Consider the following 26,273-nt stretch of genomic DNA (forward strand, 5'->3'; position numbering starts at 1 on the left):
ATCAACACCTTACGGTAGCTTCCCATGACGCCCGACATCATCGACATTCATCCGCACATCATCTCGACCGACACGGCACGCTATCCGATCGCGCCTCAGCATGGACACCGGTCGAAGTGGTCGGCGACGCGGCCCATCACGTTCGAGCAGCTGATTGCCGAGATGGATGAGGCCGGCGTGTCGAAGGCCGCAATCGTGCATTCATCCACGACCTACGGCACCAACAACGCCTATGTGGCCGACAGCGTCGCGCAACATCCGGACCGCTTCACGGGCGTCTATTCGTTCGACCTGCTCGCGCCGGATGCGCTGCAAAAATTCGACTACTGGCTTGCTCGCGGCATGGGCGGCATTCGCCTCTTCACCGGCGGCGCCACGCATCAGAGCGACGGCAGCTGGCTGGTGAATCCCGCGACCTTCCCGATCTGGAAACGCTGCGCCGAGATCGGCATGACGATGGCAGTGCAGACCACGCCGGAAGGCCTTTCAATGGTGGCAGAACTGGCCGACCGCTTTCCGTCGGTGAACATCGTGCTGGATCACTGCGGCCGGCCCAATCTCGAAGCAGGGCCGCCGTATGCGAATTGCGCCAGCCTGTTCACGCTCGCGGCATTCCCCAACGTCTACATGAAGATCACGCCGCGTACCTTCGATCTCGCGCAGGCCGCACCGGGCGGCGCGAAGCCGTTCTTTGCGAAGCTCGTCGAGGTGTTCGGCGCAGACCATCTCGCGTTCGGCTCGAACTATCCGGCGTCTGCCGGCCCGCTGAAGGATCTCGTTGCACAAGGCAATGCCTGCTTTGCGGACTTGAGCGACGACGAACGCGCCTGGATCTGGGGCGGCACCGCGAAGAAGCTGTATCCGATGCTGGCCGGCTAAGCCGGTTCCTGCACGACCGATAACAGGCGAGCCTGTGAAGCTCGCCATTCCATCAGGATGAGACATGGAGTTCTTCAACGATGCAACGTTGATGGCGGCCGGACACGCGCTATCGACGCTCCTGCAATTCCACCGCATCATGTTTCTCGTGTTCGGCGTGGCGGTCGGTCTTGCGATCGGCTTGTTGCCGGGCATCGGCGGGCTGACGGGCTTTGCGCTGCTGGTGCCGTTCACCTACACGATGGACCCGTATTCCGCCTTCGCGATGCTGCTCGGCATGGCCTCCGTCATCACCACCTCGGATGTGATTCCAGCCGTGCTGTTCGGCGTGCCCGGCCATGCGGCGTCGCAGGCCACGGTGCTCGACGGCCTGCCGATGACCAAACGCGGCGAAGCGTCGCGGGCGCTGAGCGCCTGCTATATGTCCTCGCTGATGGGCGGCTTGATCGGCGCGGTGATCCTCGCGGTGTCGCTGCCGCTGGTGCGTCCGTTCGTGTTGTCCATCGGCACGCCGGAGATGTTGTCGTTGACCGTGTTCGGCGTATCGATGGTATCCGCGCTGTCCGGCAACGCGCCGCTGCGTGGCGTCGTCGCGGCTTGCTTCGGCATTCTGGTCGGCATGATCGGCACCAATGTCGCGACCGGACAGATGCGCTGGACCGGCGATCTTCTGTATCTGCAAGACGGCATTCCGCTGGTGCCCATCATCCTCGGCATCTTCGCGTTGCCGGAGTTGTGCGAGCTGGCCATCCGTCGCACGGCCATTGCGCAGAACGTGCAGTTCACCTCGCGGCAAGGCATGCGCGAAGGCGTGCGCGACGCCTTTCGCAACTGGTTTCTGGTGCTGCGTTGTGGCGGTCTCGGCGCGGTACTCGGCGCAGTGCCGGGCATCACCGGCGCGGTCACGGACTGGATCGCCTACGGCCATGCATTGCAGACAGCGAAGGGCGCAAAGGAGACGTTCACCAAGGGCGATGTGCGCGGGGTGATCGCGCCTGAAGCGGCCAACAATGCACGCGAAGGCGGCAGCCTCGTGCCGATGTTGTCCTTCGGCGTGCCGGGCGGCGCGGCGCAGGCGATCCTGCTCGGCGCGATGATGGTGCACGGCTTCATCCCCGGTCCCGACATGCTGACCAAGCATCTCGACTTCACGTATTCGATGGTCTGGTCCATCGCGCTCGCCAACATCTTCGGTGCGGGGCTGTGCTTCCTGCTGAGCGGCCAGTTCGCGAAGGTATCGACGCTGCGCTACACGCTGATCCTGCCGGTCATCATGCCCGTCATCTATGTCGGCGCGTTCCAGGGCTCGCGCAGCTGGGGCGACCTGTTCGTGCTGTTGATCGCGGGCGTCATCGGCTGGACCATGAAGCGGCTCAGGTGGGCGCGTCCGCCGCTGATCCTCGGCCTCGTGCTCGGCGTGCTGATGGAGCGCTACATGTCGATCTCCTTCGTCCGCTATGGCACCGACTGGCTGGCACGACCTGTCGTCATCGTGCTGCTGGGCCTGGCCGCGCTGGTGTTCTTCAAGCCGCTCGTCACCGCGTTGCGCAGCGGCGGCTTCGCGCAGTTCAAGCCGAGCGGCTCGGTGCACTTCAAGCGCGAAGATCTGGTAAACGTGTTCTTTATCGTCGTCGGGCTTTACATGCTGGCAAGCTCGCAGAGCTGGCTGCTGATGGCGCGCATCGGGCCGACGGTGGTCGCGAGCATTCTCGTCATCGCCGGAACGCTGAGCCTCGCGTACAAGGTCTTCGTGATTCCGGCGCACGGTGTGGCGCGTGCAAGCAGCGGCGTTCACATGGACGTATCCGGCGACCACGACGAGAAGCTCCCGGTCAGGACCGTGCTGAAGCGCGCGGCCCGCTTCTTCAGCTGGTTCCTCGCGTTTCTCGCCTGCATGTCGGTGATCGGCATGCTGCCCACGGTGCCGCTGATGATCGTTGCATACATGCGCATTGAAGGCCGCGAGTCTTGGAAGCTGAGTCTGATCCTCGCTGTGTGCGTGACCGTGTTTCTCTACATCGTCTTCGATCAGATCCTGCATATCCCCTGGCCGGAGAGTTTTCTCGGACACTGGTTGCCCGGACTGGGCGGCGCCTGATTCTTCATCGAAAGGAAGCGAAGCATGACGCAAGACCGACTGGCGCGCATCGACGCGCAGCAGGCCAGCGACCATCAGCAGCGGGTCATCGCGCAACTGGGCGCAGGACGCGGGCGGATTCCCACGCCGTTCAACATCTGGCTGCACAACCCGCGTCTGGCCGAAGGAATGGAGATCATCGGCACGCATGTGGATCATTCGCCCGTGCTGAGCGAAGCGGAAACCGAAGTGGCGATCCTGGCCACCGCCGTGTTCTGGAATGCGCCGTATGTGATCGCGAATCATCGGCGGCACGCGCTGAAGGCGGGCGTCCCCGAGACGGTGGTCGCCGCGATCCTGGAGCGGCGCACGCCTGAGGCGGAAGAGGGGCGTCCTGCGCTCGTATGCGACGCGGTGAGCGCGCTGCTCGCGGGCGGTGCGGTCGACGATGCGCGCTTTGCCAAGTACGATGCTGAGTTGGGCCGGGCAGTGATCGCCGAACTCCTCGTCACGATCGGTTATTTCACGTCGATCTCGCTCGGCATGACCTTGCATGCATTGCAGCCCAAAGACTGAACGACTCAGGTAATGAGGCAGTAGGAGAAAGATCGTGTCGGAACTCGACGGCTATCTGCAAGTGAATCTCAAGGCGCGACATCTGCGCCTGCTCGTGACCATCGATACTTATCGCAATCTGACTCAGGTGGCGGAAGTCACCCATGTCACGATGCCGGCGGTATCGAAGTCGCTGGCCGAGCTGGAACGGGGGCTCGGCCTTACGCTGTTCGCGCGCACGGCGCAAGGGCTCGTGCCCACGCCGCATGGCGAGTGCCTCATTCGACACGCGCGCGAAATGCTGACCATCCTGCATCAGGCGCGCGATGAAATGAAGGCGCTGAGTGCAGGCACCGAGGGCAAGGTGCATATCGGCATGTTGCCCGCGTCAGCGTCCGCGCTGCTGCCGCTCGCGCTCAACCTGTTGAAGAACAAGTCGCCGGGCACCAACGTGAGAGTCGTGGAAGGCACGCGCGGCGCGTTGCTGCCGGAGTTGTGGCAGGGGCGTCTCGACCTGATCGTCGGGCGTTTGCCCGCGCCCGATACGCTCGGCAGCTTCGAGGAAAAGCCGCTGCTGGAAGAACCCGTGACGCTGATGACCGGGCGGCATCATCCACTGGCGCGGGCGAAGACAATCAAGTGGTCCGACCTGCTTCCCTATCCGTGGATCCTGCCGCCACAGAACTCGATCCTGCGTGATTCACTCGAACGCACACTGAGAGCGCATGACGTACCGCTGACGAACAACTACATCGAGACCCTGTCCGTTCATGTGACGCGGGCGCATCTACAGATTTCGGACTTCATTGCGGTCATGGTGGGCACGCCCACGAACGATCCCACGCAACCCCTGTATGCGCTGCCCTTGAGCCTGCCCCGGCTGTTGCGCCCCTCCGGCGTGCTCTGGAACCGCAACCGCGGCCTGACGCCGAGCGCGCAACTCATGGTCGCGTGTCTGGAAGAAGCCGCGCAACAGCTGCAAAGCGCCAAGGCCTGACTGCCGAAAGCACGGCAACGTGTTTTCGGTTTTCTGTCGCCCAATTAGTTAGGGTTCCGTATCGGCTGCGCGCAGCCCCACTCTTTACCAAACGGTTAAGCCCCTTGCTTCTTTATTCAATAGACGGAGCAGGGCGTCTCGAAAGATCATGTCGGCACCGACACGAGCTTGCCTCGCACGATCAATCCTCCCAGGAGACTCCAGTGACCAAGAAAGTCCATCTCAAGCTCGCGATCGCCGAGCATCCGCATACCTCGGCCATCCGCGACGGCTCCATTCCGATCGAAGGCGTCGACGCGGAATTCATCACGGTCCAGCCGCAGATCGGCGCGTTCCGCCGCATGGTGCGCGACGTCGAATTCGATGTCTGCGAACTCGCGCCGACCACCTACATCATCGCTCGTGCGTATGGCGCGCCGTTCGTCGCGCTGCCGATCTTCGTCGTGCGCCGCTTCCATCATTCGGGTCTGCTGGTGCGTCCGGATGCGGGCATCAAGACGCCGAAGGATCTCGAAGGCAAGAAGGTCGGCGTGCGCGCATATTCGGTGACTACCGGCGCGTGGACGCGCCAGGTGCTGATCGACGAGTTCGGTCTGGATCCCTCCAAGGTCACCTGGGTCGTCGATGACGAAGAGCACGTCACGCAACTGAAGCTGCCGCCGAACGTGATCCATGCACCGAAGGGCACCTCGCTTGCCGACATGATGGCCAACGGCGAACTGGTTGCGGGCTTCCACGGCAACGCAGGCATCGGCCGCACCGGCGACCCGACGGGCGGCTGGAAGGAAGTCGAAGCCGACTATCCCGACATGTTCCCGAATGCGGCTGAACTCGAATCCGAGTACTACGCGCGCACGGGCGTGTACCCGATGCACGGCACCATCGTCGTCAAGGATTCGGTGCTGGCCGAGCATCCGTGGGTGGCGAAGTCGCTCTACGACGCCTTCGACAAGGCCAAGCAGGACTGGCTCGCCAAGCTCAACGCGGGCGAACTGAACGACAAGAAGAACAAGAAGTACATCGAGCTGCAGAAGATCGTCGGCAACGATCCGCTGCCGTATGGCGTGGAAGAAAACCGCAAGACCATCGAAGCGCTCGAAGCGACTGCGTTCAAGCAAGGCCTGACGCCGCGCCGCATGTCCATGAACGAGCTGTTCGTCGATCCCCGCGTCTAAACCACACGTAAGGCCAGGAACATGATCATCGACTGTCACGGTCACTTCACGACCGTCCCCGCTTCTTTCCGCGACTGGCGCGCCAAGCAGATCGCAGCCGCCGACGACCCCGCCAACGCGCCGCCGCTCTCCGGCGCGCATGTGTCCGACGACGACATCCGCGAAGGCGTCGGCAACGGTCAGCTCCGTCTGCAACAGGAACGCGGCGGTGACCTTACGTTGTTCTCGCCCATCGCGGGCCTCATGAGCCATCACCTCGGCAACGAGCGCACGAGTCTCGAATGGGCCGAGGTATCGAACAATCTGGTGCGGCGCGTCTGCGACCTGTACCCGGAGAACTTCGCGCCGGTGTGCCAGCTGCCGCAATCGCCGAAAGCGCCGCCGAAGAACTCGGTGCCCGAACTGCGCCGCTGTGTCGAGGAGATGGGCTTCGTCGGCTGCAATCTGAATCCGGATCCGAGCGGCGGCTACTGGACCGGCAAGCCGATGACGGACCGCGAATGGTATCCGGTCTATGAAGCGCTGTGCGACCTCGACGCGCCCGCCATGATCCACGTCGCGGCCTCGTGCAATCCGTGCCATCACGGGACGGGCGCGCACTATCTGAACGCGGATACCTCGGTGTTCATGCAGTTGCTGCAAGGCGATGTGTTCAAGGACTTCCCGACGCTGCGCCTGGTGATTCCGCACGGCGGTGGTGCGGTGCCTTATCACTGGGGACGTTATCGCGGCATGTCGCTGGAAATCGCCAAGCGTCCGCTCGAAGGCTTGCTCAACAACATCTTCTTCGATACCTGCGTCTATCACCATCCGGGCGTGGAACTGCTGACCAAGGTCGTGCCGACGAGCAACGTCATGTTTGGTTCGGAGATGATCGGCGCGGTGCGCGGGCGTGATCCGGACACCGGCGAGTACTTCGACGATACGAAGCGCTATATCGACGCCTGCGAAGCCCTCAGCGACGCGGATCGCCACGCGATCTTCGAAGGCAACGCGCGCCGCGTCTATCCGCGCCTGGACCAGCAACTCAAGGCGCGTGGCCTGTGACCGGACGAGGAATGAAGACATGAACATCATCGACATTCATCCGCACATCATCTCGGACGACGAGAAGCGCTATCCGCCGGCGCCGCTGTTCGGCAAGCGCTCGGACTGGTCGCAGAAGCGGCCGAACACCGTCGAGGCGCTGATCGCGGCGATGGATCAGGCAGGCGTCGCGAAGGCCGCGGTCGTGCATTCGTCGACGACCTATGGGTTCGACAACAGCTACGTGGTGGACGGTTGCAACCAGTACAAGGACCGGCTTATCGCGGTAGGTTCCGTCGACATGCTGGCCGACGACGTAGCCACTGTCATCAAGGGCTGGGCCGACAAGGGCCTCGCCGGCCTGCGCATCTTCACGGGCGGCTCCACCAAGGACTTCGACCCGAGCGAACTCGATAACCCGAAGTCGTTCAAGGCGTGGGAGATGCTCGCCGAACTCAAGCTGCCGATGTGCATCCAGACGGGTCCGGTCGGCCTACCGCAAGTGCGCATGCTCGCCGAGAAGTATCCCGGCGTGAACATCATTCTCGATCACCTCGCGCGGCCCGATGTCCTCGACGGCCCGCCGTATGCAAACGCAGCAGGACTGTTCGAGTTGCGCGACTTGCCGAACGTGTACATGAAGCTCACGCCGCGCATCTTCGGCGACGTGAAGAAGGAGAAGGCCAGCGCGGAGACGTTCTTCCCGCGCGTGGTCGAGGCATTCGGCGCGCAACGCCTCGCATGGGGCTCGAACTTTCCGACGTCGCCCGGCACGCTCGGCGAGATTCTCGCAACGGCCCAACAAGGGCTCGCGTGCCTCAGCGAAGAAGATCGCACATGGATCTTCGGCATGACCGCGCAGAAGCTCTATCCGGCATTGAGCCAATAAGGGAGACCAACATGTCAGACACCCGCCTGAACAGCATCATCCGCGCCTTCGAATCGGGCAAGGCCGCGCACGCGGCGTTCGCGAAGCTCGACAAGCAGACCGCCATCGAAATGAGCGATTCGCCGTATGACGGCATCGTCTTCGAGATGGAGCACAACCCGTACGACGTGGCCGCACTCGGTGATGCCTTCCAGTACATGTTGAGCCGCAAGCAGATCGCCGAATCCGGATCGGTTGCACCCAAGGTGACGCCGCTGGCGCGCATCCCCGCGAACGGCGTGGAGATGAACCAGAGCTTCGCCAAGCAGGTGCTGGACCGCGGCGCATATGGCGTGATCTGGCCGCACGTGGCGACGGTCGAGCAGGCCTATAACGCCGTGGCCTCGTGCCGTTATGCGCGGCCGAAGAACGCGCCGCTGTACGAACCGAAGGGCGTGCGCGGCGACGGTCCCGCGAATGCCGCGCGCTACTGGGGCCTCTCGATGCAGCAGTACTACGAGAAGGCCGATGTCTGGCCGCTCGCGCCGCAAGGCGAGATTCTCGTGGGCCTGATGTGCGAGAGCACGCAGGCTATCGAGAATCTCGACGACATCCTCGCCAACGTGCCGGGCATCGGCTTCATTCTGATCGGTGAGGGCGACCTGAGCCAGGAGCTGGGGCTGCCGCGTCAGTATGAACATCCTGAAGTGGTTGCCGCGATGCGTCAGATTGCCGACACTTGTCACAAGCACAACGTGGTGGTCGGCAATCCGCATGTGACCGCGAAGAATCATCGTCGCTTGCAGGAAGAGGGTTATCGCTTCCTGATGTCGGCGCCGGCACGCACGTATGGCGTCGTCGGTCTCGCACGCGAACTGGCAGGCTACTGATGAACGGCGCCGAAAGTCTCGTCGCGACGCTGGTTGATGAAGGCGTCGACATCTGCTTCGCGAATCCGGGCACCTCGGAGATGCACTTCCTTGCCGCGCTCGGCAACAACCCGCGCATGCGCAGCGTGCTGTGCCTGTTCGAAGGCGTGGCCACGGGTGCCGCCGATGGCTGGTATCGCATGAAGGACACGCCCGCGTCCACCTTGCTGCATCTCGGACCGGGCCTGGCGAATGGTCTTGCGAACATCCACAACGCGAAGCGTGCGTCGTCGGGCATGGTCAATGTCGTCGGCGAGCATTCGGTGTCGCATCTCAAGTACGATCCGCCGCTGACCTCGGATATCGAAGGGCTTGCGCGGCCGTTGAGCCACTGGGTGCGGCGTGCCGAATCCGCGGACACCATTGCATGGGACGCCGCGCAGGCGGTTGCCAAGGCAAGCGAGCATCCGGGGCAGATCGCAACACTGATTCTCCCGGGCGACACGTCCTGGCAGCAAGCCGGCGCTGCGCCGCAAGCGTTGCCCGCGCTTCCGGCGGGCCGCAAGGCGCCGTCTGCGCAACGCATCGAGCACATTGCCCGCGTGCTTCGCTCGGGCGAACCCGCGCTGATCGTTCTCGCCAACAAGGCCACACGCGGCGTGGCGCTGGAAAAGGCCGGCCGTGTCGCCGCTGCGACCGGCGCGGTGCTGGGGTCGCAGTTCTTCACGGCGCGCATCGAACGGGGTGCGGGTCGCGTGCCGCTCGCGCGCATTCCGTATGCGGTTGCGCAGGCCACGGCGTTCCTCAAGGACTTCAGGCACATCATCACGGTGGAGACGCGCGAGCCGGTGGCGTTCTTCGCGTATCCGGACAAGCCGAGTCTGCTGAAACCCGAAGGCACGCTGGTGCATGCGCTCGTCGAAGCCGACGAAGACAGCGAACTCGCGTTCGACATGCTGTTGCAGGAACTCGGTGCATCCGGCACGGCGGCGTTGCTGCAAGCGCGTATCGAGACGCCGGTTCCCACGGGCGCGCTCAATCCGGCCAGCATCGCGCATGCGCTGGCGGCAGCCTTGCCCGAGCACTGCATCGTCGTCGATGAATCGCTGACGACCGGGCGCGAGTCGATGAACCTCACGATGGGCGCGCGTCCGCACGATCTCATCAACAACATGGGCGGCTCGATCGGCTATGCAACGCCGGTGGCGACCGGCGCTTCGCTGGCGTGTCCCGACCGCCGCGTGTTCTGCATGGTCGGCGACGGCAGCGCGATGTACACCATCCAGTCGCTGTGGACGCAGGCACGCGAAAGCCTGAACGTCACGACGATCATCTTCGCCAACAACAGCTACGCGATTCTCAAGGCCGAGTACGCGAACATGGGTGCGGGTGCGCCGGGTGAGCGGGCACTGTCGATGATCGATATCGACAAGCCACGCATCGACTGGCTCGCGATGGCGAAGAGCATGGGCGTGCCGGCAGTGGCGGTCGAGACGGCCGAGGGCTTCTACAAGGCCTTGACCGATTCGACGCACGCGGACGGACCTTGCCTGATCGAAGTGCGCCTCTGAACTCATCACGATACAAGCAAGAAGGAGCACACACCATGACAACAACGCTGCGCGTCAATCTCGCCGAATACGGCGTGACGAAGGCCATGCGCGACGGCCGCGTGAAGTCCGACCTCATGACGCTGGACTACTGCGGACCGACGCCCGCGCACAATGGCTTCAAGGCGATGGTGCGCGAGAACAGGTTCGATGCCGGCGAACTCGCCATCGTCACCTTCCTGCAAGCGAAGGCCTATGGCAAGCCTTATGTCCTGCTGCCCGCGCCGATCTCGGGACGCTTCCAGCATCATTGCGCAGGCTATAACCTCGACTTTGGTCATCTTGATCCGAAGGATATCGAGGGCAAGCAGGTTGGCGTGCGCACCTACACGCAGACCACCGCGCTGTGGATTCGCGGCATCCTGCGCCATGAATACGGCGTCGATCTCGACAAGGTCACGTGGATGACGCTCGGCGACGGCCACCTCGCCGAATACAGCGATCCTTCGAACTGCCAGCGTCTGCCGGCCGGTTCGTCCATTCCGCAGATGATGATGGACGGCGAACTGACGGCGGCGTTATTGGGTGAAGACATGCCCAAGGACGAACGCGTGCGTACACTCGTGCCCGATGCGCAGAACGCCGCGAAAGACTGGTTCGCGCGCACGGGCGTCGTGCCGATCAATCACATGTTCGTGGTGCACGAGCGCTTGTCGAAGGAGCGGCCGGACATCGTGCGCGAGTTGTATCGCATGGTGGCGGAGAGCCGCGCGGCTGCGGAGAACGTTCCGGCCGCGTTCCCTCCGCTCGGACTGGAGGCGAACCGCAAGGGTCTGCAACTCGCGGCGGACTGGGCGCTCGACCAGAAGATCATTCCGCGGCGCTTGTCCGTGGACGAGCTCTTCGACGACGTGACCGGCAGCCTCGGTTGACACGAGGTTCGTGAGCGGCTGCGCTCCGCGATACAAGAGATGAGTCCATCACCCGCCATGCAGACCCGTTCCGATGACGTGACGTCATTGCTGCGCCACGCACCGCTCACGCGCTTCCTGATTGCGCGCATCGGCTCCATCACGGCCCAGCAGATGTTGATGCTGGCGATCAGCTGGCACATGTATGACCTGACATCGAGCGCGTGGAACCTCGGCCTCGTGGGCCTGTTCCAGTTCGCGCCGGGGCTTGCCACGACGCTCGTTGCCGGTCATTGCGCGGACTGCCTGCATCGGGGACGGATGGTCGCCGCATGTCTCGCGCTGCAAGCCGTGGCGGCAGCGCTGCTGACGGCGGCGACCTCCACGCACCATGTCACGCGCGACGCGCTGCTGGCGCTGTCGCTTGCGCTCGGCGCCATCAGGCCATTCCAGATGGCCGGCCAGCAGGCGCTCCTGCCGATGCTCGTGCCGCCCAGGCTGCTCGCACGCTCCATGGCGCTCAGCACCGTGGTCCAGCAGACCTGCGTCATTGCCGGGCCGGCGCTGGGTGGCGTGCTGTTCGCTGTCAGCGTGGTCACGGTGTATCTGACCAGTGCGGCGCTGTTCTGCTTGAGCGCGTTGCTGTACAGCTTCGTGCGCTATGACTACACGCCGCCGCCGCGTGAACCCGTCACCGCCGATTCGATCCTCGCAGGCCTGCGCTTCATCTGGAGCCATCCGCTTCTGCTCGGTGCGATTTCGCTCGATCTCTTCGCCGTGCTGTTCGGCGGCGCCACCGCGTTGCTGCCGATCTATGCGCGGCAAGTCCTGCATGTAGGACCGCAAGGGCTCGGCTTGCTGCGCTCGGCGCCCGCCGTGGGCGCATTGTGTGTCGGCGTATTCCTGTCACGACGGTCGATTGCCAGCGGCGTCGGCAAGAAGCTGCTGGTGGCGGTGGGCGTCTATGGCGTTGCCATCGTCGGCTTCGGGCTATCGAAATGGTTTCCGCTGTCGCTCATCCTGCTGGCCGTCTCGGGCGGCGCGGACACCATCAGCGTGGTCGTGCGGCAGACGCTCATCCAGCTGGAAACACCGGATCGCATGCGCGGACGCGTGGCGGCGGTGAATACGCTCTTCATCGGCGCAAGCAATCAGCTCGGCGAGTTCGAATCCGGTGTCACGGCGACAGGGCTGGGCGTGATCGGCTCAGTGGTCGCGGGCGGCGTGGCGACGATACTCGTGAGCCTCGCGTGGAGCCGCCTGTTCAAGCCGCTCGCCACGCGCGACGCGCTGCATTGAATGCAGCGCCGGTGCTCATCGGCCGGCTTGCTGCGTGCCGTCGAACGCCGGGCCGTAGGCAGCAGCCGCGTCATTCCGGCTGCGCATCAGGGTAGCTTCGGCGCGCTGGAGGCTGTCCGGGCAATTGCCGTCGCAGTTGCTGAGCGGGTTGTAGCCGGCTTTCTCGAGTTGCACGAGTTCTGCCCGGACCTGGGCGCGCGTGAGCGGCTCGCTCGACTGAGCGAAGGCAACTGCGGGAACGAGGATGGCGGCGGCGACCAGTACGGCGTGGATGGCGAGTTTCATGATTTGACCTTTCTGCGTGATGAGAGCCGCGTGACTGTTCGGCGGCGACAGGTCGTATTTCACCCTAGGGTAATTACCTAGTCTATTGAATTTTTCGGTGTGTGAGTTGAGGGTTTGGTTAAGGGCGTTCAGGTTTTTGTCTGGCGTCAATTAGTAAGTTAACTTGGCAGCTTGCTTTGCATGTGCCAGAGTGACGCCATGGCAGCTCAACCCCTAAGCTCACCCCCCGACAGCGCCGACGAACTCGCGTCCGCGCTGCGTTCCGTCGTATCCAGGCTGAAGCGCAACATGCGCGCACAGTCGGCTTATGGTGATCTGACAGGCACGCAGACTGCCGTGCTGCTGCGTCTGGAACGCGATGGCCCGGCCTCGGTATCAGAACTCGCACAAGCCGAAGGCATTCGCACGCAATCCATGGGAACGGCGGTTGCGGCGCTCATGGCCGGCGGGCATATCGTGGGCACGCCGGACCCGGACGATGGACGCCGCACCATCCTGTCCCTCACCAAAACCAGCCTCACGATGATCCGCAAAGGGCGCAGCGCGCGGCAGGACTGGCTGTCCCGCACCATCCGCGTGCGGCTGTCTTCCACCGAGCAGGCGCAAGTCGCAGGGGCCGTCGCCTTGCTCGCGCGGCTGGTGGACGCGTGAGCCTGCTTGTCTTCATAGGTCGGCAGCAGGCCTCTCTCTATACACGAGGCGTTTGAAAAAAAATGGAATGGCTTGATTTCATTGCCTGGTTCTTCGGTGGCGTTTTTTTTTGCAACGCGTTGCCGCATCTGGTCAGCGGCGTACGCGGCGAAGCGTTCCAGAGTCCCTTTGCGACACCGCCCGGCGAGGGGCTTTCCTCATCCACGTTGAATGTGGTGTGGGGCTTCTTCAATCTCGTCATCGGCTATGGGCTGGTGTGTCACGTCGGTCATTTCGATTTTCACAACACCGTCGACGCCCTGGCATTCGGCCTCGGCATGCTGGCCATCGGTTTGTTCCTGGCTACGCACTTTGGCCGCTTCCACGGTGGCCGGATGACTACGCGGACGTGAGGTTCAAGCAGTGCAGGCATTCCGTTCCCTCAAGGTTTTCAACTATCGCCTGTGGGCGACCGGCGCGCTCGTCTCCAACGTCGGAACCTGGATGCAGCGCACCGCGCAGGACTGGCTCGTTCTGACGCAGTTGACCCATCACAACGCCTCCGCGGTCGGCACGGTCATGGCGCTTCAGTTCGGGCCGCAGATCGTCCTGCTGCCGTGGACGGGCTATGCGGCGGATCACTACGACCAGCGCAAGCTGCTGATGTTCACCCAGGCGACCATGGGCGCGCTGGCACTGGCGCTGGGCGTGCTGACCGTGACCGGCGTCGTCGTGCTGTGGCATGTGTATGTGTTCGCGCTGCTGTTCGGATGTATATCGGCTTTCGACGGGCCCGTTCGGCAGACTTTCGTCGGCTCGCTGGTGGGCGACGCGGACCTGCACAACGCGGTCGCACTCAACTCCACGTCGTTCAACGCGGGACGGATGATCGGACCGGCGGTGGCGGGGCTGGTCATCGGCTCGGTGGGCACGGGCTGGGCGTTTCTCGTCAACGGTGTCAGTTTCGTCGCCGTGCTGGTTTCGATGTCGTGGTTCCGCACGTCCGAGCTGCGCGAAAGCGCGCGGGCCGGGCGCGCCCGGAAGGGCATGTCCGAAGGTTTCCGCTATGCATGGTCACGCCCTGATCTCAAGGCGATTCTCGTCATGCTGTTCCTGATCGGCACCTTCGGTCTCAACTTTCCGATTTTCATATCGACCATGGCCGTCGGCGTTTTCCATACCGACGCGCGCGGCTACGGCCTGCTCTCGTCGTTCATGGCGATCGGCACGATCTCGGGCGCCTTGCTCGCGGCGGGGCGCGGCCGACCGCGCTTCGGCGCCATTCTGGCTGGAGCGGGCATGTTCGGCGTGGGCTGTACGCTCGCCGCCGTTGCGCCGACCTACTGGCTGTTCGCAGGTGCGCTGGTTGTCATCGGTGTGGCGGCGCTCACTTTCACGAACACCACGAACAGTCTGATGCAGATCTCGACCGAGCCCGCGATGCGGGGGCGTGTCATGGCGCTGCGGCTGGCCATTGCGCTGGGCGGCACGCCCATCGGCGCGCCGGTGGTCGGGTGGGTCGCCAATCACCTGGGGCCGCGCTGGGCATTGGGGATAGGCGCGCTGTCGGGGTTCGCCGCCGTATCGGTCGGCGGCTATGCGCTGTCCCGCATCCGGCGTGAACAGCGCATGTCACTTCAGAACAGATGATCGATGCCGATGGTGAACGCAGTCTGACTGTTCGCCCCGGCCGGGTTCAGCGTGCTGACCACAGCGTGGCGATAGGACGTGTAGTCGGCTTCGGCATATAGCGTCGTGCGCTTGGACAGCAGATACGCCAGCGACAACACAGACAAGCTGCGGCGTCCGGCCTTGTCGGTGGAGACGTTGGTCTGGTAGTAACCGCCGCGAAACACGACAAACGGCGTCACCGTCCATGACAGCCCGCCGAACGCATTGTTCGTCACTGTATGCGGCGCAGCGGGGTCTTGCAGGTCTTCTGCCATGAAGCCGCCAGACAGTTTGACCGGTCCGATCGCATAGCTGGTGCCGAGCATGTAGTAACTGTCACCCAGGTAACGCGTGCCGTTCAGCACATTGCGGTGTCCATACACGCCGCCCACGGCCACGGGGCCTGCCGCGTAGCTCATGCCCACGGCACGCGCCGCGCCGCTGCTGAAGTTCCCCGCGACACCGCCGAACGAGTTGTCCGCTTCGAACAGCAACGAACCGATCCGGTTTTTGTACTTCACGTCGTTGTCGTTGCGCGTGCCGTCGGAGGCGACGGTGAGCGGCAGGATCGGCGTGAAATGAAAGCCGAACGGGTCGTAAATGCTGATGATGTCGTGCGCGATCGTGTACTGCCGGCCGAGATCGATCGAGCCGTACGTCCGATGCCCGATGCCCACGAACGACTGCCGGTTGAATTCGCGGTTGGCCGTGTTGTCGAACTGGCCGTTACCGAGGTTGAAGCCGCTTTCCAGCTGGGCATGCGCGTTCCAGCCATCGCCCAGATCTTCCTTCAAGCGAAAGCCGAGCTTGTTCGAGCTGTAGTAACCGTTCGAGTTCATCGTGGTGACGGAACCGCCACCCTTGGCGGCACTGGTCTGATGACGGATGCCGCCGTCCACGGTGCCGTACAGCGTCACGCTCGTCTGCGCATGCACGGACAATGCCGACACCATTCCGGCGGCTGCGGACAAGCCGAGTCCTAGCCTTTTCCAAGCTATCTTTTTCACAACGTGTCTCCAACTTCATTAGAATTTTTTGCGATCGGTATGACTAACTATTTTCGGAACTGTCCTTTCCGAAAAAATCCGCCGGGATCGAGTCGATGCCGGCGGCGGTCAGTCAGTGACCGGCAGAGCCGCCGCTCGCTTGCTTGATCGGTCCGATCTGCATGTCGGACGGACGGAATCCGGACTTCAGCTCGCGCGTCAGGGCCACGCGATCGAGGGCCTTCTCCCAGTTCGCGACGACAATCGTCGCCACGCTGTTGCCGATGATGTTCGTGAAGACGAACGCACTCGACATCGCCTTGTGAATGCCGAGAATCAGCGCGATGGACTCGACAGGAATCGTGTTCGATGCAGCCAGCGTGGCCGCGAGCACCGCGATGGCCGCGCCGGAAACGCCCGCCGCGCCTTTCGAGGTAAGCAGCAGCACCGCGAGCAGGACGAGCTGCTCGTGCCAGCCCATCGGCGTGTTGGTGGCCTGGGCGAGGAACACGGCGGCAGCGGCGAAATACAGGCAGGTGCCGTCGTGATTGAAGGTGTAGGCCGTCGGCAGCACCAGACCGACGACGGACTGTTCGCATCCCAGCCGTTCCAGCTTGTCGATCAATTGCGGGAACACGGTTTCCGAGGAACTCGTGCCGATCACGAGCAACAACTCCGCGCCGATATAGCGCATGAGCCGCAGCAGGCTGAAGCCGTTCACGCGGGCGATGGGCCACAGGATCAGCACGATGAACAGCGCGCAAGTCAGGTAGAACTCGAGGATCAGCTTGCCGAGCGAGAGCAGCGTGCCGAAGCCGAACTTGCTGACCGTGAACGCGATGGCGCCGAACGCCGCGATAGGCGCGATTTTCATTGTCAGGCCGATCACCCAGAACAGTGCGCCCGAGACCGAGTCGATGAAATCGAGCGCGGGTTTCGCGCGGTCGCCGATAGCGGCAAGGCCGAACGCGAACAGGACCGAGAAGAACAGCACCTGCAGCACGTCGCCGCCCGAGAACGCGCTGAACGCGGTGTGCGGAATCACGTTGAGCAGGAACTCGCTCGTGGTGACGACATGATGGGCCTTGGCGACATACGCATCGACGGCGGCGGAATGCACGCTGTGCATGTCCACGTTCATGCCGACGCCCGGCTTCAGCACGTTGATCACCACCAGCCCGAGCACCAGCGCGAGCGACGTGACGACTTCGAAGTAAAACAGCGCCTTGATGGCGACGCGGCCCACCTTCTTGAAGTCCTTCACGCCCGCGATGCCGCTGCACACCGTGCAGAAGATGATCGGGCCGATCAGCATCTGGATGATGCGGATGAAGGCGTCGCCGACCGGTTGCAGGTTGATGCCGAACTTCGGGAACAGATAGCCTGTGGCGATGCCGAGCGCCATGCCTGCAAGGACCTGGAAGGACAGGTCGCGATAGAACGGCCGGCGTTTCCTGGGTTGCGTGACGGCCTTGCCGGGCAAGCTCATGAATGTCTCCTTGCGGTGCGGGTGGCGAATTAAAATTCGCTTCTAGAAATGAAATAAAGTGAAAGGGCGGTGTGCGATGCGGTTCAGCGTGCCGCGTCGCCCAGAATGCGTTCGCTGTCCGCGAAGATTTCATCGACAGTCAGCTTGCGCGGCAGCAGACCTTGTTCCTCGCAGAAGGCCAGCGTTTCCTCGAGCGGCGCGCGCAATGCGTCGTAACCGAACAGCAGCTTGTCGGGTTTGCCGGCATTCTCCGCGGCCACCGAGGCCTTGCCGCGGCACAGCAGGTCGTACACGGCGCGCACGGCTTGCGGATGCGCATCGGCCAGCGCTTGCGTCACGACGACGACATGATTGATCGGCACGTAGCGATGCGCGGCGTACCACGCGAGATCCGCCGTCGCGGCATCCGGAATCAGCGGTTCGAGACCCGCTTCGTCGGGCAGGTCGTTGCCGAGGATGGCGGCATCGAGTTCACCGGCCCGCAGCATCGGCAGCAGTTTTTTGCCGGGCGCGGCACGTTGCACGAACGACGGGTCCGCATACTCTTCGAGATGGGCCCCTTCGATGGTGATCCATTCGTTCGCTTCGACCGGCACGCCGTACGTGTCCGAGAGAATGGCGCGCACCCACATGCCGGTGGTTTGCGTATAAGTGCGCACGCCAATCTTCTTGCCCGACAAATGTTCGATATCAAGCTTGCCGCGCCGCGCATTATAAATAATGCAGCCTTGCTGGAACCGCGCGGCCACGACGGCGGGCAGCAGGATGAGCGGCTTGCCATAAGCCTTCGCCTGCAAATACGTGACGATGGCCAGCTCGCTCACGTCATAAGCCTGCTGGCGCGCCATGGGCGCGAACGCGTCGTGAATCGGCTCGACCTCGTCGAACACGAGTTGCACGGCCGGATCGGTCAGTTCGCCACGCTTCAAGGCGCGCGTGTGCGGGTAGGTCTTCAGGGCGGTTTTCAGCAGCAGCGGTTGCATGTCGTGACTCACGGTCTCACAGCGGATTCAGGCGGCCAGCGCCGGATAAACGGTCAGCGCGGTGCCGCCGAAGATGGCTTGCTGCGCATCGCTGGGCAACATCGCGAGGCTGGCGCGCGCATCGGCGAGCAGTTGCGGCAGCGCGCCTTCGGCAGCGGGGAAGTTCGAGCCCCATGCGATACGGTGTGCACCGAAAGCGTCGAGCACACGCGGAAAGAAGGCTTCCGGCGTCGATGCGCCGCGCGACGCTTCCGCGATCGTGCGGTTCGTGAGCTTCAGATACACACCCTCGTGCGATGCAAGGCTGAACAGCGGCGCGGCCGCCTCATACGGCGCTCCGCCCGCGAGGTCGGGACGCGCAAGGTGATCGAGCAACACGCGGATCTTCGGAAAGCGCGCGAGCATGTTCAGCAGCGCGGGAATGCCTTGCGCCGTCATTTGCAGACAGATCGATACCCCATGGCGTTCCGCGTATTCCCACACCGGAAAGGAGCGTTCGTCGTCGAGCCAGCCCGCTTGCCCGGGCATCGTGCTGCCCGTCGTGAAGAGACGCAGTCCGGAGAGGCCGGCGTCGAGCCAGCGTTGCAGTTGCGTGACGGCGTCGTTCGCCAGCACGTCGATGGAAAACACGCCGGCGAAGCGATCCGGATGACTGCGCACCGCTTCCACCACATAACTATTGTCGTTGCCGTACACGGTGGACGCCTGCACGACCACGGCACGGTCGATACCGGCTTCGTCGAGCGAGGCCAGCAGGCCTTCGAAACTGACGGGGCGCTTCGCAGACCATTCGGACTGGTGGCCGCCAACCGGCGCGAGCGGAAAACGCTGTGTATCCGGGGAAATGGCGTGAGTGTGAGTGTCGATGACAACGGACATGAAACGGCTCCAGGGATGTCTTTTTGCAATGGAATGGACGTCACTGTAAGCCGGTTGCGAGCGAATCCCTCAATATGAACTTTGCGCTTGGGCATAAATTATGGTTAAGCTAAGGGTTTTCACATAGGGGTTGAACGCCATGGCGAACCGTGAAGACGACCTGTCGAGCGACGATCTCACGCGCTTGCGGCGCCTGTTCCTGTTCGATGCCGTGTGCGAATCGGGCGGTATCGGACAGGCAGCGGCGCGCGCCGGACGCACCCAGCCGGCAGTGAGCCTTGCCATCGCCAAACTGGAAGCAAGCTTCGGCGGCCAACTGTTCGAACGTGGCTTCGGCGGGAGCGAATTGACGGCGGAAGGGCGCATCCTGCAACGGCGCACCCGGCGCATGCTCGATCAGATGGAGCGCGCAGTCGCGGCCCTGGCCGGCCATGACGAGCCGTCCCCGCAGAGCGCGACGATCTGCCGGCACCTCACGGATGCGCAGGTGCGCTGTCACATCGCCATTGCGCAGGCCGGGTCGGCAGCGGAGGCCGCGCAGCAACTCGGCATCTCGCAGCCGGCCGTGCATCGCGCCGCGCGACAGATCGAACAGACCGTGGGCGTGTCGCTCTATCGACGGCGCGTGCACAGCGTCGCGGCGAATCCCGCGGGCATCGAGTTCGCGCGGCGGCTTAGTCTCGCGCTGTATGAGATCGCGCAGGCCAGTGAAGACCTCGCCTATGCGCGCGGCCAGCGCACCGGGCGCGTGGCCATCGGCGTGTTGCCGCTGTTGCCGCCGCGACTCGTCGCGCGCGTGATTCAACGGCTGCGCGCACGTTATCCGGCGGCCCGCATCACGGTGGACGAAGGTTCGCACGCGCCGCTGCTGCGCGACCTGCGCGCGGGCGGCATCGACATCATCGTCGGCGGCTTGCGCGAGCCTCGCCTCACCGGCGCGGTGCAGGAAACCGAGCTGTTCGCGGACCCGTATGTGGTCGCGGTGCGCAAGGGACATCGGCTTGCGCGTCAGAAGTCGATCATGCCCAACCATCTTGCCGACTACGACTGGGTCGTGCCGCAGCGCAATGTGCCGCGCCGCGCGGTGATCGACCGCCTCTTCGCGCGCCTGCCTGCCACGCCGCCGCTCGTGGTTGAAACGAGTTCGCTCGCGATGATGATCGCGATGCTCGTCGAGAGCGATTGCATCACCTTGCTGTCGCGCTCGCAGATACGCGAGGCCTATCCCGGCAGCGACATGGTCGCGCTCGAACTGAAGACACCCGAAGCGGATCGCGCCGTAGGCTACACGGTGCGAAGCGATTGGCTCGGCACCGCCGTGCAGCAGGCGTTCATCGAATGCCTGCGCGAGGAATGCGGGCTGCCCGCATGAGCGGGGTCGTCCACTTGCCGCACTGAATTCGGCATATGCCTTTACTCAAAGGTTAACGCGTCGAGAAATTTATTCAATGGACGCTGCCGGGTCGCGATGAGACGATGCAAGCATCGAAAGCCGCAGACGACTTGCTGCAAGCCCCGTTGCAAGTCCATGCCTTGAGCCACGAGCCTAGGGATGTAGCGGTTTCAGCCTCACGAGCAGACAAGCACGGGCTTCGCAAGATCGCACGCTGACAGCTTGACACGTGCGTTCGCGGAGGCACTTGGCCTTCGCATCCCCATTCCGCATCAACGCAGGATTCACTGCCCGGCAAGGCGGTGAGGGGCACTCACGCCCGCAAAAAAAGAAGCCTGAAACAAGGCGCCATATTGGAGACAAGCCATGCATGCAAGCAAGCGCACGAGACCTGTACAGGATCATCGAGAGAGAGAGCGGGGCAGCACGTCGAATGACTGACAGACGGCCCCATGGCCGTCCGTGTCGCATGGACGGTCTGGGAATGCAGTACCGCACCTCATCGAAGAGATCCCATGATCAGGAAATTAATAATTACTCTCGCCGCCTGTCAGTTCGCGGGCGTGGCTCACGCGCAATCCTATGTCACGCTCGCAGGCGTGGTGGATGGCGGCATTCGCTATACGCACACCGGACTGGGCAGCCAGTATTCGATGAATTCGAATGGCTTCTTCACCTCGAACCGGCTCGATTTCATCGGCAAGGAAGATCTCGGCGGCGGGTACAACGCACACTTCAGGCTCGAAAGCGGTTTCAATCTCGGCAACGGCGCGTACGACAACACGAATAACGTGGCGTTCAATCGGGGTGCGTATGTTGGCCTGGGCGGCTGGTTCGGTTCGCTCGATTTCGGCCGCCAGTACACCATCGCCCATGATGTGATCTACGACTACGATCCCTTCAACTTCGAATATCCCGGCATCACGCCGCTCACGCCCGCGACCGCGGGCACGCGCTTCAACAACGACGTGAAGTACAGCCGCACGTATGGACCGTTCCGCTTCCGCGCGGAGAATTCCTTCGGCGGCGTAGCGGGCGATTTCAACGCGGGATCGGCGCGCGGCGTGGGCCTGCAATACAAGATGGGACCGGTGAACGTGGGTGGCGTTTATATCCATCGCTCGGTGCTCTCAGGCACGACCTACCAGCCGGACAACTATTACACGCTCGGCGCGGCGCTGACCTTCGGCGACGTGCGCTTCGCCGGCGGCTACATGAACGATAACCTCGACGTGGCCGCGCCGAACCGCGACGTGCGCACGCTCAACTACTGGGGCGGCCTGACCTATCAGTTGACGCCGTACACGCGCCTGGGCGCCGCGTACTACATCACGGACTTGCCGAATACGGGCGGCAAGCGCAGTCAGGGACTGGCGAGCATCGCCTATTCGCTGTCGAAGCAAACCGTGCTCTACGCCGAATTTGACTACACGAAGTTCTCTGGTTCCTACATCACCAACAAGACCTTGAACGCCACCCAGCAGCCCCATCAACTCGCGTTCACGGTGGGGATCAACCATGGCTTCTGATAAGGCGGTCAGCGACTCTCCGATGCCGGTTCTGCACGTTCCCTGTCGTTTCCATTATCCTGCTGCGTTATTCTTTACCGCCGCAGAACAACAGTGGCATGAGGATCGCGCAGCGGCGGGATCGGAAAGCCGCACGCAGAACGACTAGCGCCGAAGCGTGTCATCGTCCGATGCGCGGGGCGCATCGGAGACACTATGAGTCAGCTGGACTGGTATTTGAGCGTCAACATGAAGGCGCGTCATTTGCGCCTGCTCGTCGCTATTTATGACTTCCGCAACTTGCGGCAAGTGGCGTCGAATTCTTACATAACGGTTCCGGCAGTATCGAAGGCGCTTGGCGAGATTGAAAGCGCACTGGGCGTGAAACTCTTCGAGCGCACCGTCAACGGCTTGCGTCCCACCGCCTATGGCGAATGTGTGGTGCGGCACGCGCGCGCCGTGCTGAGCAGCCTGAGCCAGACCGCCGAGGAGATCAAGGCGCTGCAGACCGGCAGCGCCGGCAAGGTGCATGTGGGCGCACTGCCGACCCTCATCTCCACCCTCATGCCCCGCGCCCTCGCGCGCCTGAAGCAGGAAGCGCCGCAGACCAACGTCTCCATCCTCGAAGGCCGCATGAACGGGCTGTTGCAGGACTTGCGGCGCGGCGACCTCGACATGATCGTGGGCCGCCTGCCGAATCGCGCGGACACCGTGGGACTGCATGAACGCGCGCTTATCAACACGCCGATCAAGCTCGTGACCGGCGTGCAGCATCCGCTCGCAAGCCGAAGCACCGTGCAATGGTCGGACCTCAAGGACTATCCGTGGATCCTGCCGCCTTCGGGTTCGCTGCTGCGCGAGCCGATCGAAAACACGCTGGCGCGCCATGGCCTGCCGATGCCGTCGAACACCATCGAGACCCTGTCGACGCATCTGATCCGCGCTTATATCCAGATCAACGACGCCATTGCGCTGCATACCGTGGACATGATCTATCCCGATTCGGGGGCGAGCCCGTTCCATGTGCTGCCGCTCGACGTGAACCTCGCCACGCGGCCGCTGGGCGTGATCTGGCGCGCCGACAAGCCGCTCGCGCCCAGCGCGATGCTGCTCCTGCAATGCCTCGAACGCGAATGTCCGCCGAACGATGTCAGGGATGAAACCGATCTTGCCGCGATGGCGGAGCATGCCGGGTCCGGTCAAGGGACTTAACCGAAAGGTTAAGGCATCTGCCCTTTTATTCAATGGACGGAAAACGCACGCGGCGCGATGATGTCTTCATCGAACTCGCATCAAGAGCGCGTTGACGCGCCGGCGTTTCACCGAACAGGAGACAGACGGATGCCCATCCCCATGATGAGCGTATGGCGTCGCGCGGCCGCATGGTGCGGTATTGCGGCGCGCACCACGAAGGAACTCGCGCGTGCCTGGCCCGGACAGTTTCCGGTGTTGATCCACATCTTCGGCATGGACGATCTGAGCCAGCCGCGACGCTAGCCTTCGCTATCCGCTGTCCGGATAGCGCTTCCCGTTCCAGTCATCCAGAGTTCAATCTCCGCCGCGCGCATTCGCGGCCGGCCTCCGTACGCCTGCACGCACGGCCATCACACAACGACGATACAAATTATAAAAAGGAGATCCTGCATGACAGGCCGACGTACCTTTCTGAAGGACGCGCTCATCACCGGCACAGCGGCGGCGCTCGTCAAGCCTGCGGTGGCCACGCCGACATCCAGTGCGCCGCAGCGGCCTTCGGTGAGCAAGCCATCGTCGGCGCTGATTGCGGCGGAAGCGCAAAGCGATGTCGTTGCACCGTCGCTCGACGAAGCGCCTGCCACGGATGCCGCGCACATCGGCAATCCGGGCTCCGATTTCATGGTGGACCTGCTGCGCATCGCGGGCATCGACTATGTCGCGACGATGCCGGGCTCGACCTTCCGCGGCCTTCACGAGTCGATCGTGAACTACGCGGGCGACACGCATCCGCAGATGATCGTATGCACCCACGAGGAAGCGTCAGCGGCGATTGCGCACGGCTACGCGAAAGTCGCGGGCAAGCCCATGGCCTGTCTCGTGCACAGCACGGTGGGCTTGCAGCATGCGTCGATGGCGCTTTACAACGCATGGTGCGATCACGTGCCGATCACGGTCATCGCCGGCAATATCGCGGACGCGACCAAGCGCCGGCCGGGTGTCGAGTGGTATCACACGGCGCAGGACCTCGGCGCGCTGGTGCGCGACTACACCAAGTACGACGACTATCCGGTGTCGCTCCAGCATTACGCCGAATCGTTCATGCGCGCTTACACGATGTCCGTCACGCCGCCGATGGCGCCCGTGCTGATCGTCGCGGATGCGGAGTTGCAGGAGCAACCCATTGCGGACCCGCATGGCATCGCCGTGCCGCCGCTGCGCGAAGTGTTGCCGCCCGCCGCGAGCGCGGATGCCTTGCAAGCCGCCGCCACGATGCTATGCGCGGCGAAGGCACCCGTCATCGTCGCGGATCGCGCGGTGCGCACGCAGGCGGGCCTGGAGTCGCTGGTCGCGCTCGCTGAATCGCTCAATGCGCCGGTGATCGACCTGCTCGGCCGCATGAATTTCCCCACGCGGCATTTCCTCAATCATTCGTCGATGCAGGCGCGTCTGCTGGCCGATGCGGACGTGATCCTCGCGCTCGAAGTGGGCGACGTCTGGGGGCTGACGCAGAGCGTGCCGGACACGATCGGCCGCGCGTCGAAGCGGCGTGCGAAGCCTGATGTGCGTGTTATCAGCATCTCGACGTCCTATCTCTACGGCAAGTCGAACATGCAGGATGCAGAGCGCTATTACGCTTCGGCCTTGCCCATCGGCGCGGATGCTCAAGCGTCGATGCCCGCGTTGACGCAGGCTGTCCGTTCGACGATGACGTCCGCGCAACGCACGGTCGCCGAGGCCCGTGCGGCGACGCTGCGGGCCTCGCATGACAGCATGCAGCACGCCGCCCGGGAAGCCGCCACGCACGCGTGGGACGGCACGCCGGTCAGCACGGCGCGTCTCGCGCAGGAAGTATGGAACGTCATCCGCCATGACGACTGGGCGCTCGTTTCTCCGCCGGGCGCATGCAGCCAATGGCCGAATCGCCTGTGGGACTTTACGAAGACATATCAGTTCATCGGCGCAGGCGGGGGCTATGGCGTCGGCTATGCGGCGCCCGCTGCCGTGGGCGCGGCGATCGCGCATCGCGATGCCGGGCGGATTGCGGTCAGCATCCAGACCGACGGCGATCTGATGGTGCTGCCCGGCGTGCTGTGGACGGCGGCGCATCATCAGGTGCCCTTGCTGATGGTGATGCACAACAACCGCGCGTGGCATCAGGAGACCATGCATATCCAGCGCATGGCGGGGCGGCGTGACCGTCATCCGGAGCGCGGGCGCATCGGCACCGTGTTGCAGGATCCGCCGATTGATTACGCATCGATGGCGAAGAGCATGGGTGTCTGGGCGGAAGGCCCCATCTCCAGTCCCGCCGATCTCGGCCCGGCCCTGACGCGCGCGATGGCGCAGGTCAGAAGCGGCAAGCCCGCCTTGCTCGATGTGCTAACCCAACCTCGATGACTGCCGCCGCGATGACCTTCCATTCACGTTCGCTGATCACGGCGCTTGCGTTCATCGTGCTCGCCATGCCGAAAGCACGCGCCGATGCCAGCGCGGATATTGAAACTGGCCGTGCGCTCTTCATGCAGAAGGGTTGCTACGAATGTCATGGCGTGCTCGGGCAAGGCAGCGCTTCGACCGGGCCTGCGCTCGCGCCGCATCCCATCGCGTTGTCCGCGATGCAGGCCTATGTGCACGATCCCAAGGGCGAGATGCCGGTCTACAGCAAGCGGATTCTCTCCGATGACGAGATCGCCCGCATCCACGCTTATCTCGCCTCCTTGCCTCCGAATCCTCCAGCCGAAAGCCTCGCGCTGCTCAACGACGGCGCGCCGCCGACGGCGCAAGCATCGGTGCCAACGGGACACGGCGCATCCATTTACGCGGCGAATTGCGCGGCATGTCACGGCGCGGGCGGCGAGGGCGGTGTGGGACCCGTACTGCGCGGTATCGCGAGCCGCTACGGAACCAGCGACATCGAAGCGCGCATTCGCGAACCCTCTGGCATCATGCCGCGTCTGTATCCGCACGTTCTGAACGATGAAGATGTGCGGGACGTGGCCCGCTACGTAGCGCAGTTGCGCTGACAGAAGCGCACATATACGGATCC

General features: G+C 63.6%; 25 protein-coding genes. 20 read left to right on the top strand and 5 right to left on the bottom strand.

Features of this window, described 5'->3' with window-relative positions:
* Nucleotides 1-24: 24 nt before the first annotated feature.
* The 11 genes from QCE88_RS19645 to QCE88_RS19695 all read left to right on the top strand — a co-directional run bounded on the left by QCE88_RS19645 (nucleotide 25) and on the right by QCE88_RS19695 (nucleotide 12,206).
* Nucleotides 25-879, top strand: coding sequence for an amidohydrolase family protein (locus tag QCE88_RS19645; RefSeq protein WP_309905172.1), 855 nt, complete (start codon nucleotides 25-27; stop codon nucleotides 877-879).
* A 64-nt stretch (nucleotides 880-943) separates the two neighbouring features.
* Nucleotides 944-2,977 carry a tripartite tricarboxylate transporter permease gene (locus QCE88_RS19650; RefSeq protein WP_309905174.1) on the top strand — a complete coding sequence of 678 codons (2,034 nt, stop codon included), beginning with the start codon at nucleotides 944-946 and terminating at the stop codon, nucleotides 2,975-2,977.
* Between the two features lie 24 nt (nucleotides 2,978-3,001).
* Complete coding sequence (locus tag QCE88_RS19655; protein ID WP_309905176.1) at nucleotides 3,002-3,532, top strand: carboxymuconolactone decarboxylase family protein; 531 nt, start codon at nucleotides 3,002-3,004, stop codon at nucleotides 3,530-3,532.
* Between the two features lie 34 nt (nucleotides 3,533-3,566).
* A complete protein-coding gene (locus QCE88_RS19660; RefSeq protein ID WP_309905178.1) occupies nucleotides 3,567-4,508 on the top strand; it encodes a LysR substrate-binding domain-containing protein in 942 nt (313 codons plus the stop codon).
* 203 nt (nucleotides 4,509-4,711) lie between these two features.
* A complete protein-coding gene (locus QCE88_RS19665) occupies nucleotides 4,712-5,683 on the top strand; it encodes an ABC transporter substrate-binding protein (protein ID WP_309905180.1) in 972 nt (323 codons plus the stop codon).
* 21 nt (nucleotides 5,684-5,704) lie between these two features.
* On the top strand, nucleotides 5,705-6,730 hold the full coding sequence (locus tag QCE88_RS19670; protein WP_309905182.1) for an amidohydrolase family protein: 1,026 nt from the start codon (nucleotides 5,705-5,707) through the stop codon (nucleotides 6,728-6,730).
* A 19-nt stretch (nucleotides 6,731-6,749) separates the two neighbouring features.
* The gene (locus QCE88_RS19675) at nucleotides 6,750-7,598 is read left to right on the top strand and encodes an amidohydrolase family protein (RefSeq protein ID WP_309905184.1); all 849 of its coding nucleotides are present in this window, start codon (nucleotides 6,750-6,752) and stop codon (nucleotides 7,596-7,598) included.
* 11 nt (nucleotides 7,599-7,609) lie between these two features.
* On the top strand, nucleotides 7,610-8,467 hold the full coding sequence (locus QCE88_RS19680) for an aldolase/citrate lyase family protein (protein ID WP_309905186.1): 858 nt from the start codon (nucleotides 7,610-7,612) through the stop codon (nucleotides 8,465-8,467).
* Nucleotides 8,467-10,017 carry an acetolactate synthase large subunit gene (locus QCE88_RS19685; protein WP_309905188.1) on the top strand — a complete coding sequence of 517 codons (1,551 nt, stop codon included), beginning with the start codon at nucleotides 8,467-8,469 and terminating at the stop codon, nucleotides 10,015-10,017. Before QCE88_RS19680 ends, QCE88_RS19685 begins: the two co-directional genes overlap by 1 nt.
* A 35-nt stretch (nucleotides 10,018-10,052) precedes the next feature.
* Nucleotides 10,053-10,928, top strand: a complete 876-nt coding sequence (locus QCE88_RS19690; protein ID WP_309905190.1) for a phosphate ABC transporter substrate-binding protein — start codon at nucleotides 10,053-10,055, stop codon at nucleotides 10,926-10,928.
* Between the two features lie 57 nt (nucleotides 10,929-10,985).
* On the top strand, nucleotides 10,986-12,206 hold the full coding sequence (locus QCE88_RS19695) for an MFS transporter (RefSeq protein WP_309906530.1): 1,221 nt from the start codon (nucleotides 10,986-10,988) through the stop codon (nucleotides 12,204-12,206).
* A 15-nt stretch (nucleotides 12,207-12,221) separates the two neighbouring features.
* On the opposite strand, the gene QCE88_RS19700 is transcribed toward QCE88_RS19695, so the two are convergent.
* On the bottom strand, nucleotides 12,222-12,491 hold the full coding sequence (locus QCE88_RS19700) for a DUF4148 domain-containing protein (RefSeq protein ID WP_309905192.1): 270 nt from the start codon (nucleotides 12,489-12,491) through the stop codon (nucleotides 12,222-12,224).
* A 198-nt stretch (nucleotides 12,492-12,689) separates the two neighbouring features.
* Here QCE88_RS19700 and QCE88_RS19705 point away from each other — a divergent pair, with 198 nt between their 5' ends.
* The 3 genes from QCE88_RS19705 to QCE88_RS19715 all read left to right on the top strand — a co-directional run bounded on the left by QCE88_RS19705 (nucleotide 12,690) and on the right by QCE88_RS19715 (nucleotide 14,771).
* On the top strand, nucleotides 12,690-13,142 hold the full coding sequence (locus QCE88_RS19705) for a MarR family transcriptional regulator (protein ID WP_309905194.1): 453 nt from the start codon (nucleotides 12,690-12,692) through the stop codon (nucleotides 13,140-13,142).
* 62 nt (nucleotides 13,143-13,204) lie between these two features.
* Nucleotides 13,205-13,534 carry a hypothetical protein gene (locus QCE88_RS19710; RefSeq protein WP_309905196.1) on the top strand — a complete coding sequence of 110 codons (330 nt, stop codon included), beginning with the start codon at nucleotides 13,205-13,207 and terminating at the stop codon, nucleotides 13,532-13,534.
* 10 nt (nucleotides 13,535-13,544) lie between these two features.
* Entirely contained in the window at nucleotides 13,545-14,771 is a 1,227-nt protein-coding gene (locus QCE88_RS19715) for an MFS transporter (protein ID WP_309905199.1), read from the top strand.
* Here QCE88_RS19715 and QCE88_RS19720 read toward each other — a convergent pair.
* From QCE88_RS19720 to QCE88_RS19735, 4 genes are all read right to left on the bottom strand, one after another.
* Nucleotides 14,759-15,763 (bottom strand): porin, encoded by a 1,005-nt coding sequence (locus tag QCE88_RS19720; protein ID WP_309905200.1) that lies wholly within the window; start codon nucleotides 15,761-15,763, stop codon nucleotides 14,759-14,761. The two genes, QCE88_RS19715 and QCE88_RS19720, sit on opposite strands and share 13 nt — an antisense overlap.
* Before the next feature lie 148 nt (nucleotides 15,764-15,911).
* Nucleotides 15,912-17,267, bottom strand: a complete 1,356-nt coding sequence (gene dctA / locus QCE88_RS19725) for a C4-dicarboxylate transporter DctA (protein ID WP_309905202.1) — start codon at nucleotides 17,265-17,267, stop codon at nucleotides 15,912-15,914.
* 83 nt (nucleotides 17,268-17,350) lie between these two features.
* Nucleotides 17,351-18,250: a hypothetical protein gene (locus tag QCE88_RS19730; RefSeq protein WP_309905203.1), complete on the bottom strand. Its 900-nt coding sequence runs from the start codon at nucleotides 18,248-18,250 to the stop codon at nucleotides 17,351-17,353.
* A 27-nt stretch (nucleotides 18,251-18,277) separates the two neighbouring features.
* Nucleotides 18,278-19,129, bottom strand: a complete 852-nt coding sequence (locus QCE88_RS19735; RefSeq protein WP_309905205.1) for an amidohydrolase family protein — start codon at nucleotides 19,127-19,129, stop codon at nucleotides 18,278-18,280.
* 139 nt (nucleotides 19,130-19,268) lie between these two features.
* Between QCE88_RS19735 and QCE88_RS19740 the strand changes: the two genes are divergently transcribed.
* From QCE88_RS19740 to QCE88_RS19765, 6 genes are all read left to right on the top strand, one after another.
* Nucleotides 19,269-20,501 (top strand): LysR substrate-binding domain-containing protein, encoded by a 1,233-nt coding sequence (locus QCE88_RS19740; protein ID WP_309905207.1) that lies wholly within the window; start codon nucleotides 19,269-19,271, stop codon nucleotides 20,499-20,501.
* 536 nt (nucleotides 20,502-21,037) lie between these two features.
* The gene (locus QCE88_RS19745; protein ID WP_309905209.1) at nucleotides 21,038-22,051 is read left to right on the top strand and encodes a porin; all 1,014 of its coding nucleotides are present in this window, start codon (nucleotides 21,038-21,040) and stop codon (nucleotides 22,049-22,051) included.
* A gap of 195 nt (nucleotides 22,052-22,246) precedes the next feature.
* Nucleotides 22,247-23,242 carry a LysR substrate-binding domain-containing protein gene (locus QCE88_RS19750; protein WP_309905211.1) on the top strand — a complete coding sequence of 332 codons (996 nt, stop codon included), beginning with the start codon at nucleotides 22,247-22,249 and terminating at the stop codon, nucleotides 23,240-23,242.
* A gap of 129 nt (nucleotides 23,243-23,371) precedes the next feature.
* Nucleotides 23,372-23,527 carry a hypothetical protein gene (locus tag QCE88_RS19755; protein ID WP_309905213.1) on the top strand — a complete coding sequence of 52 codons (156 nt, stop codon included), beginning with the start codon at nucleotides 23,372-23,374 and terminating at the stop codon, nucleotides 23,525-23,527.
* A 147-nt stretch (nucleotides 23,528-23,674) separates the two neighbouring features.
* On the top strand, nucleotides 23,675-25,624 hold the full coding sequence (locus QCE88_RS19760; RefSeq protein ID WP_309905215.1) for a thiamine pyrophosphate-dependent enzyme: 1,950 nt from the start codon (nucleotides 23,675-23,677) through the stop codon (nucleotides 25,622-25,624).
* Entirely contained in the window at nucleotides 25,621-26,250 is a 630-nt protein-coding gene (locus tag QCE88_RS19765; protein ID WP_309905217.1) for a c-type cytochrome, read from the top strand. The genes QCE88_RS19760 and QCE88_RS19765 overlap by 4 nt, the downstream gene beginning before the upstream one ends.
* The last annotated feature ends 23 nt before the right edge of the window (nucleotides 26,251-26,273 follow it).

It is taken from the genome of Caballeronia sp. LZ035, assembly GCF_031451175.1.
Taxonomy (GTDB): Bacteria; Pseudomonadota; Gammaproteobacteria; order Burkholderiales; family Burkholderiaceae; genus Caballeronia.

What these genes read in the sequence shown, in the direction of transcription:
- QCE88_RS19675 (WP_309905184.1), top strand. Translation starts at nt 6,750, where the DNA reads ATGAACATCATCGACATTCATCCGCACATCATCTCGGACGACGAGAAG.
- QCE88_RS19740 (WP_309905207.1), top strand. Translation starts at nt 19,269, where the DNA reads ATGGCGAACCGTGAAGACGACCTGTCGAGCGACGATCTCACGCGCTTG.
- QCE88_RS19755 (WP_309905213.1), top strand. Translation starts at nt 23,372, where the DNA reads ATGCCCATCCCCATGATGAGCGTATGGCGTCGCGCGGCCGCATGGTGC.
- dctA (WP_309905202.1), bottom strand. Translation starts at nt 17,267, where the DNA reads ATGAGCTTGCCCGGCAAGGCCGTCACGCAACCCAGGAAACGCCGGCCG.
- QCE88_RS19745 (WP_309905209.1), top strand. Translation starts at nt 21,038, where the DNA reads ATGATCAGGAAATTAATAATTACTCTCGCCGCCTGTCAGTTCGCGGGC.
- QCE88_RS19645 (WP_309905172.1), top strand. Translation starts at nt 25, where the DNA reads ATGACGCCCGACATCATCGACATTCATCCGCACATCATCTCGACCGAC.
- QCE88_RS19765 (WP_309905217.1), top strand. Translation starts at nt 25,621, where the DNA reads ATGACTGCCGCCGCGATGACCTTCCATTCACGTTCGCTGATCACGGCG.
- QCE88_RS19670 (WP_309905182.1), top strand. Translation starts at nt 5,705, where the DNA reads ATGATCATCGACTGTCACGGTCACTTCACGACCGTCCCCGCTTCTTTC.
- QCE88_RS19700 (WP_309905192.1), bottom strand. Translation starts at nt 12,491, where the DNA reads ATGAAACTCGCCATCCACGCCGTACTGGTCGCCGCCGCCATCCTCGTT.
- QCE88_RS19735 (WP_309905205.1), bottom strand. Translation starts at nt 19,129, where the DNA reads ATGTCCGTTGTCATCGACACTCACACTCACGCCATTTCCCCGGATACA.
- QCE88_RS19710 (WP_309905196.1), top strand. Translation starts at nt 13,205, where the DNA reads ATGGAATGGCTTGATTTCATTGCCTGGTTCTTCGGTGGCGTTTTTTTT.
- QCE88_RS19750 (WP_309905211.1), top strand. Translation starts at nt 22,247, where the DNA reads ATGAGTCAGCTGGACTGGTATTTGAGCGTCAACATGAAGGCGCGTCAT.
- QCE88_RS19730 (WP_309905203.1), bottom strand. Translation starts at nt 18,250, where the DNA reads ATGCAACCGCTGCTGCTGAAAACCGCCCTGAAGACCTACCCGCACACG.
- QCE88_RS19680 (WP_309905186.1), top strand. Translation starts at nt 7,610, where the DNA reads ATGTCAGACACCCGCCTGAACAGCATCATCCGCGCCTTCGAATCGGGC.
- QCE88_RS19695 (WP_309906530.1), top strand. Translation starts at nt 10,986, where the DNA reads ATGCAGACCCGTTCCGATGACGTGACGTCATTGCTGCGCCACGCACCG.
- QCE88_RS19650 (WP_309905174.1), top strand. Translation starts at nt 944, where the DNA reads ATGGAGTTCTTCAACGATGCAACGTTGATGGCGGCCGGACACGCGCTA.
- QCE88_RS19705 (WP_309905194.1), top strand. Translation starts at nt 12,690, where the DNA reads ATGGCAGCTCAACCCCTAAGCTCACCCCCCGACAGCGCCGACGAACTC.
- QCE88_RS19690 (WP_309905190.1), top strand. Translation starts at nt 10,053, where the DNA reads ATGACAACAACGCTGCGCGTCAATCTCGCCGAATACGGCGTGACGAAG.
- QCE88_RS19685 (WP_309905188.1), top strand. Translation starts at nt 8,467, where the DNA reads ATGAACGGCGCCGAAAGTCTCGTCGCGACGCTGGTTGATGAAGGCGTC.
- QCE88_RS19655 (WP_309905176.1), top strand. Translation starts at nt 3,002, where the DNA reads ATGACGCAAGACCGACTGGCGCGCATCGACGCGCAGCAGGCCAGCGAC.
- QCE88_RS19760 (WP_309905215.1), top strand. Translation starts at nt 23,675, where the DNA reads ATGACAGGCCGACGTACCTTTCTGAAGGACGCGCTCATCACCGGCACA.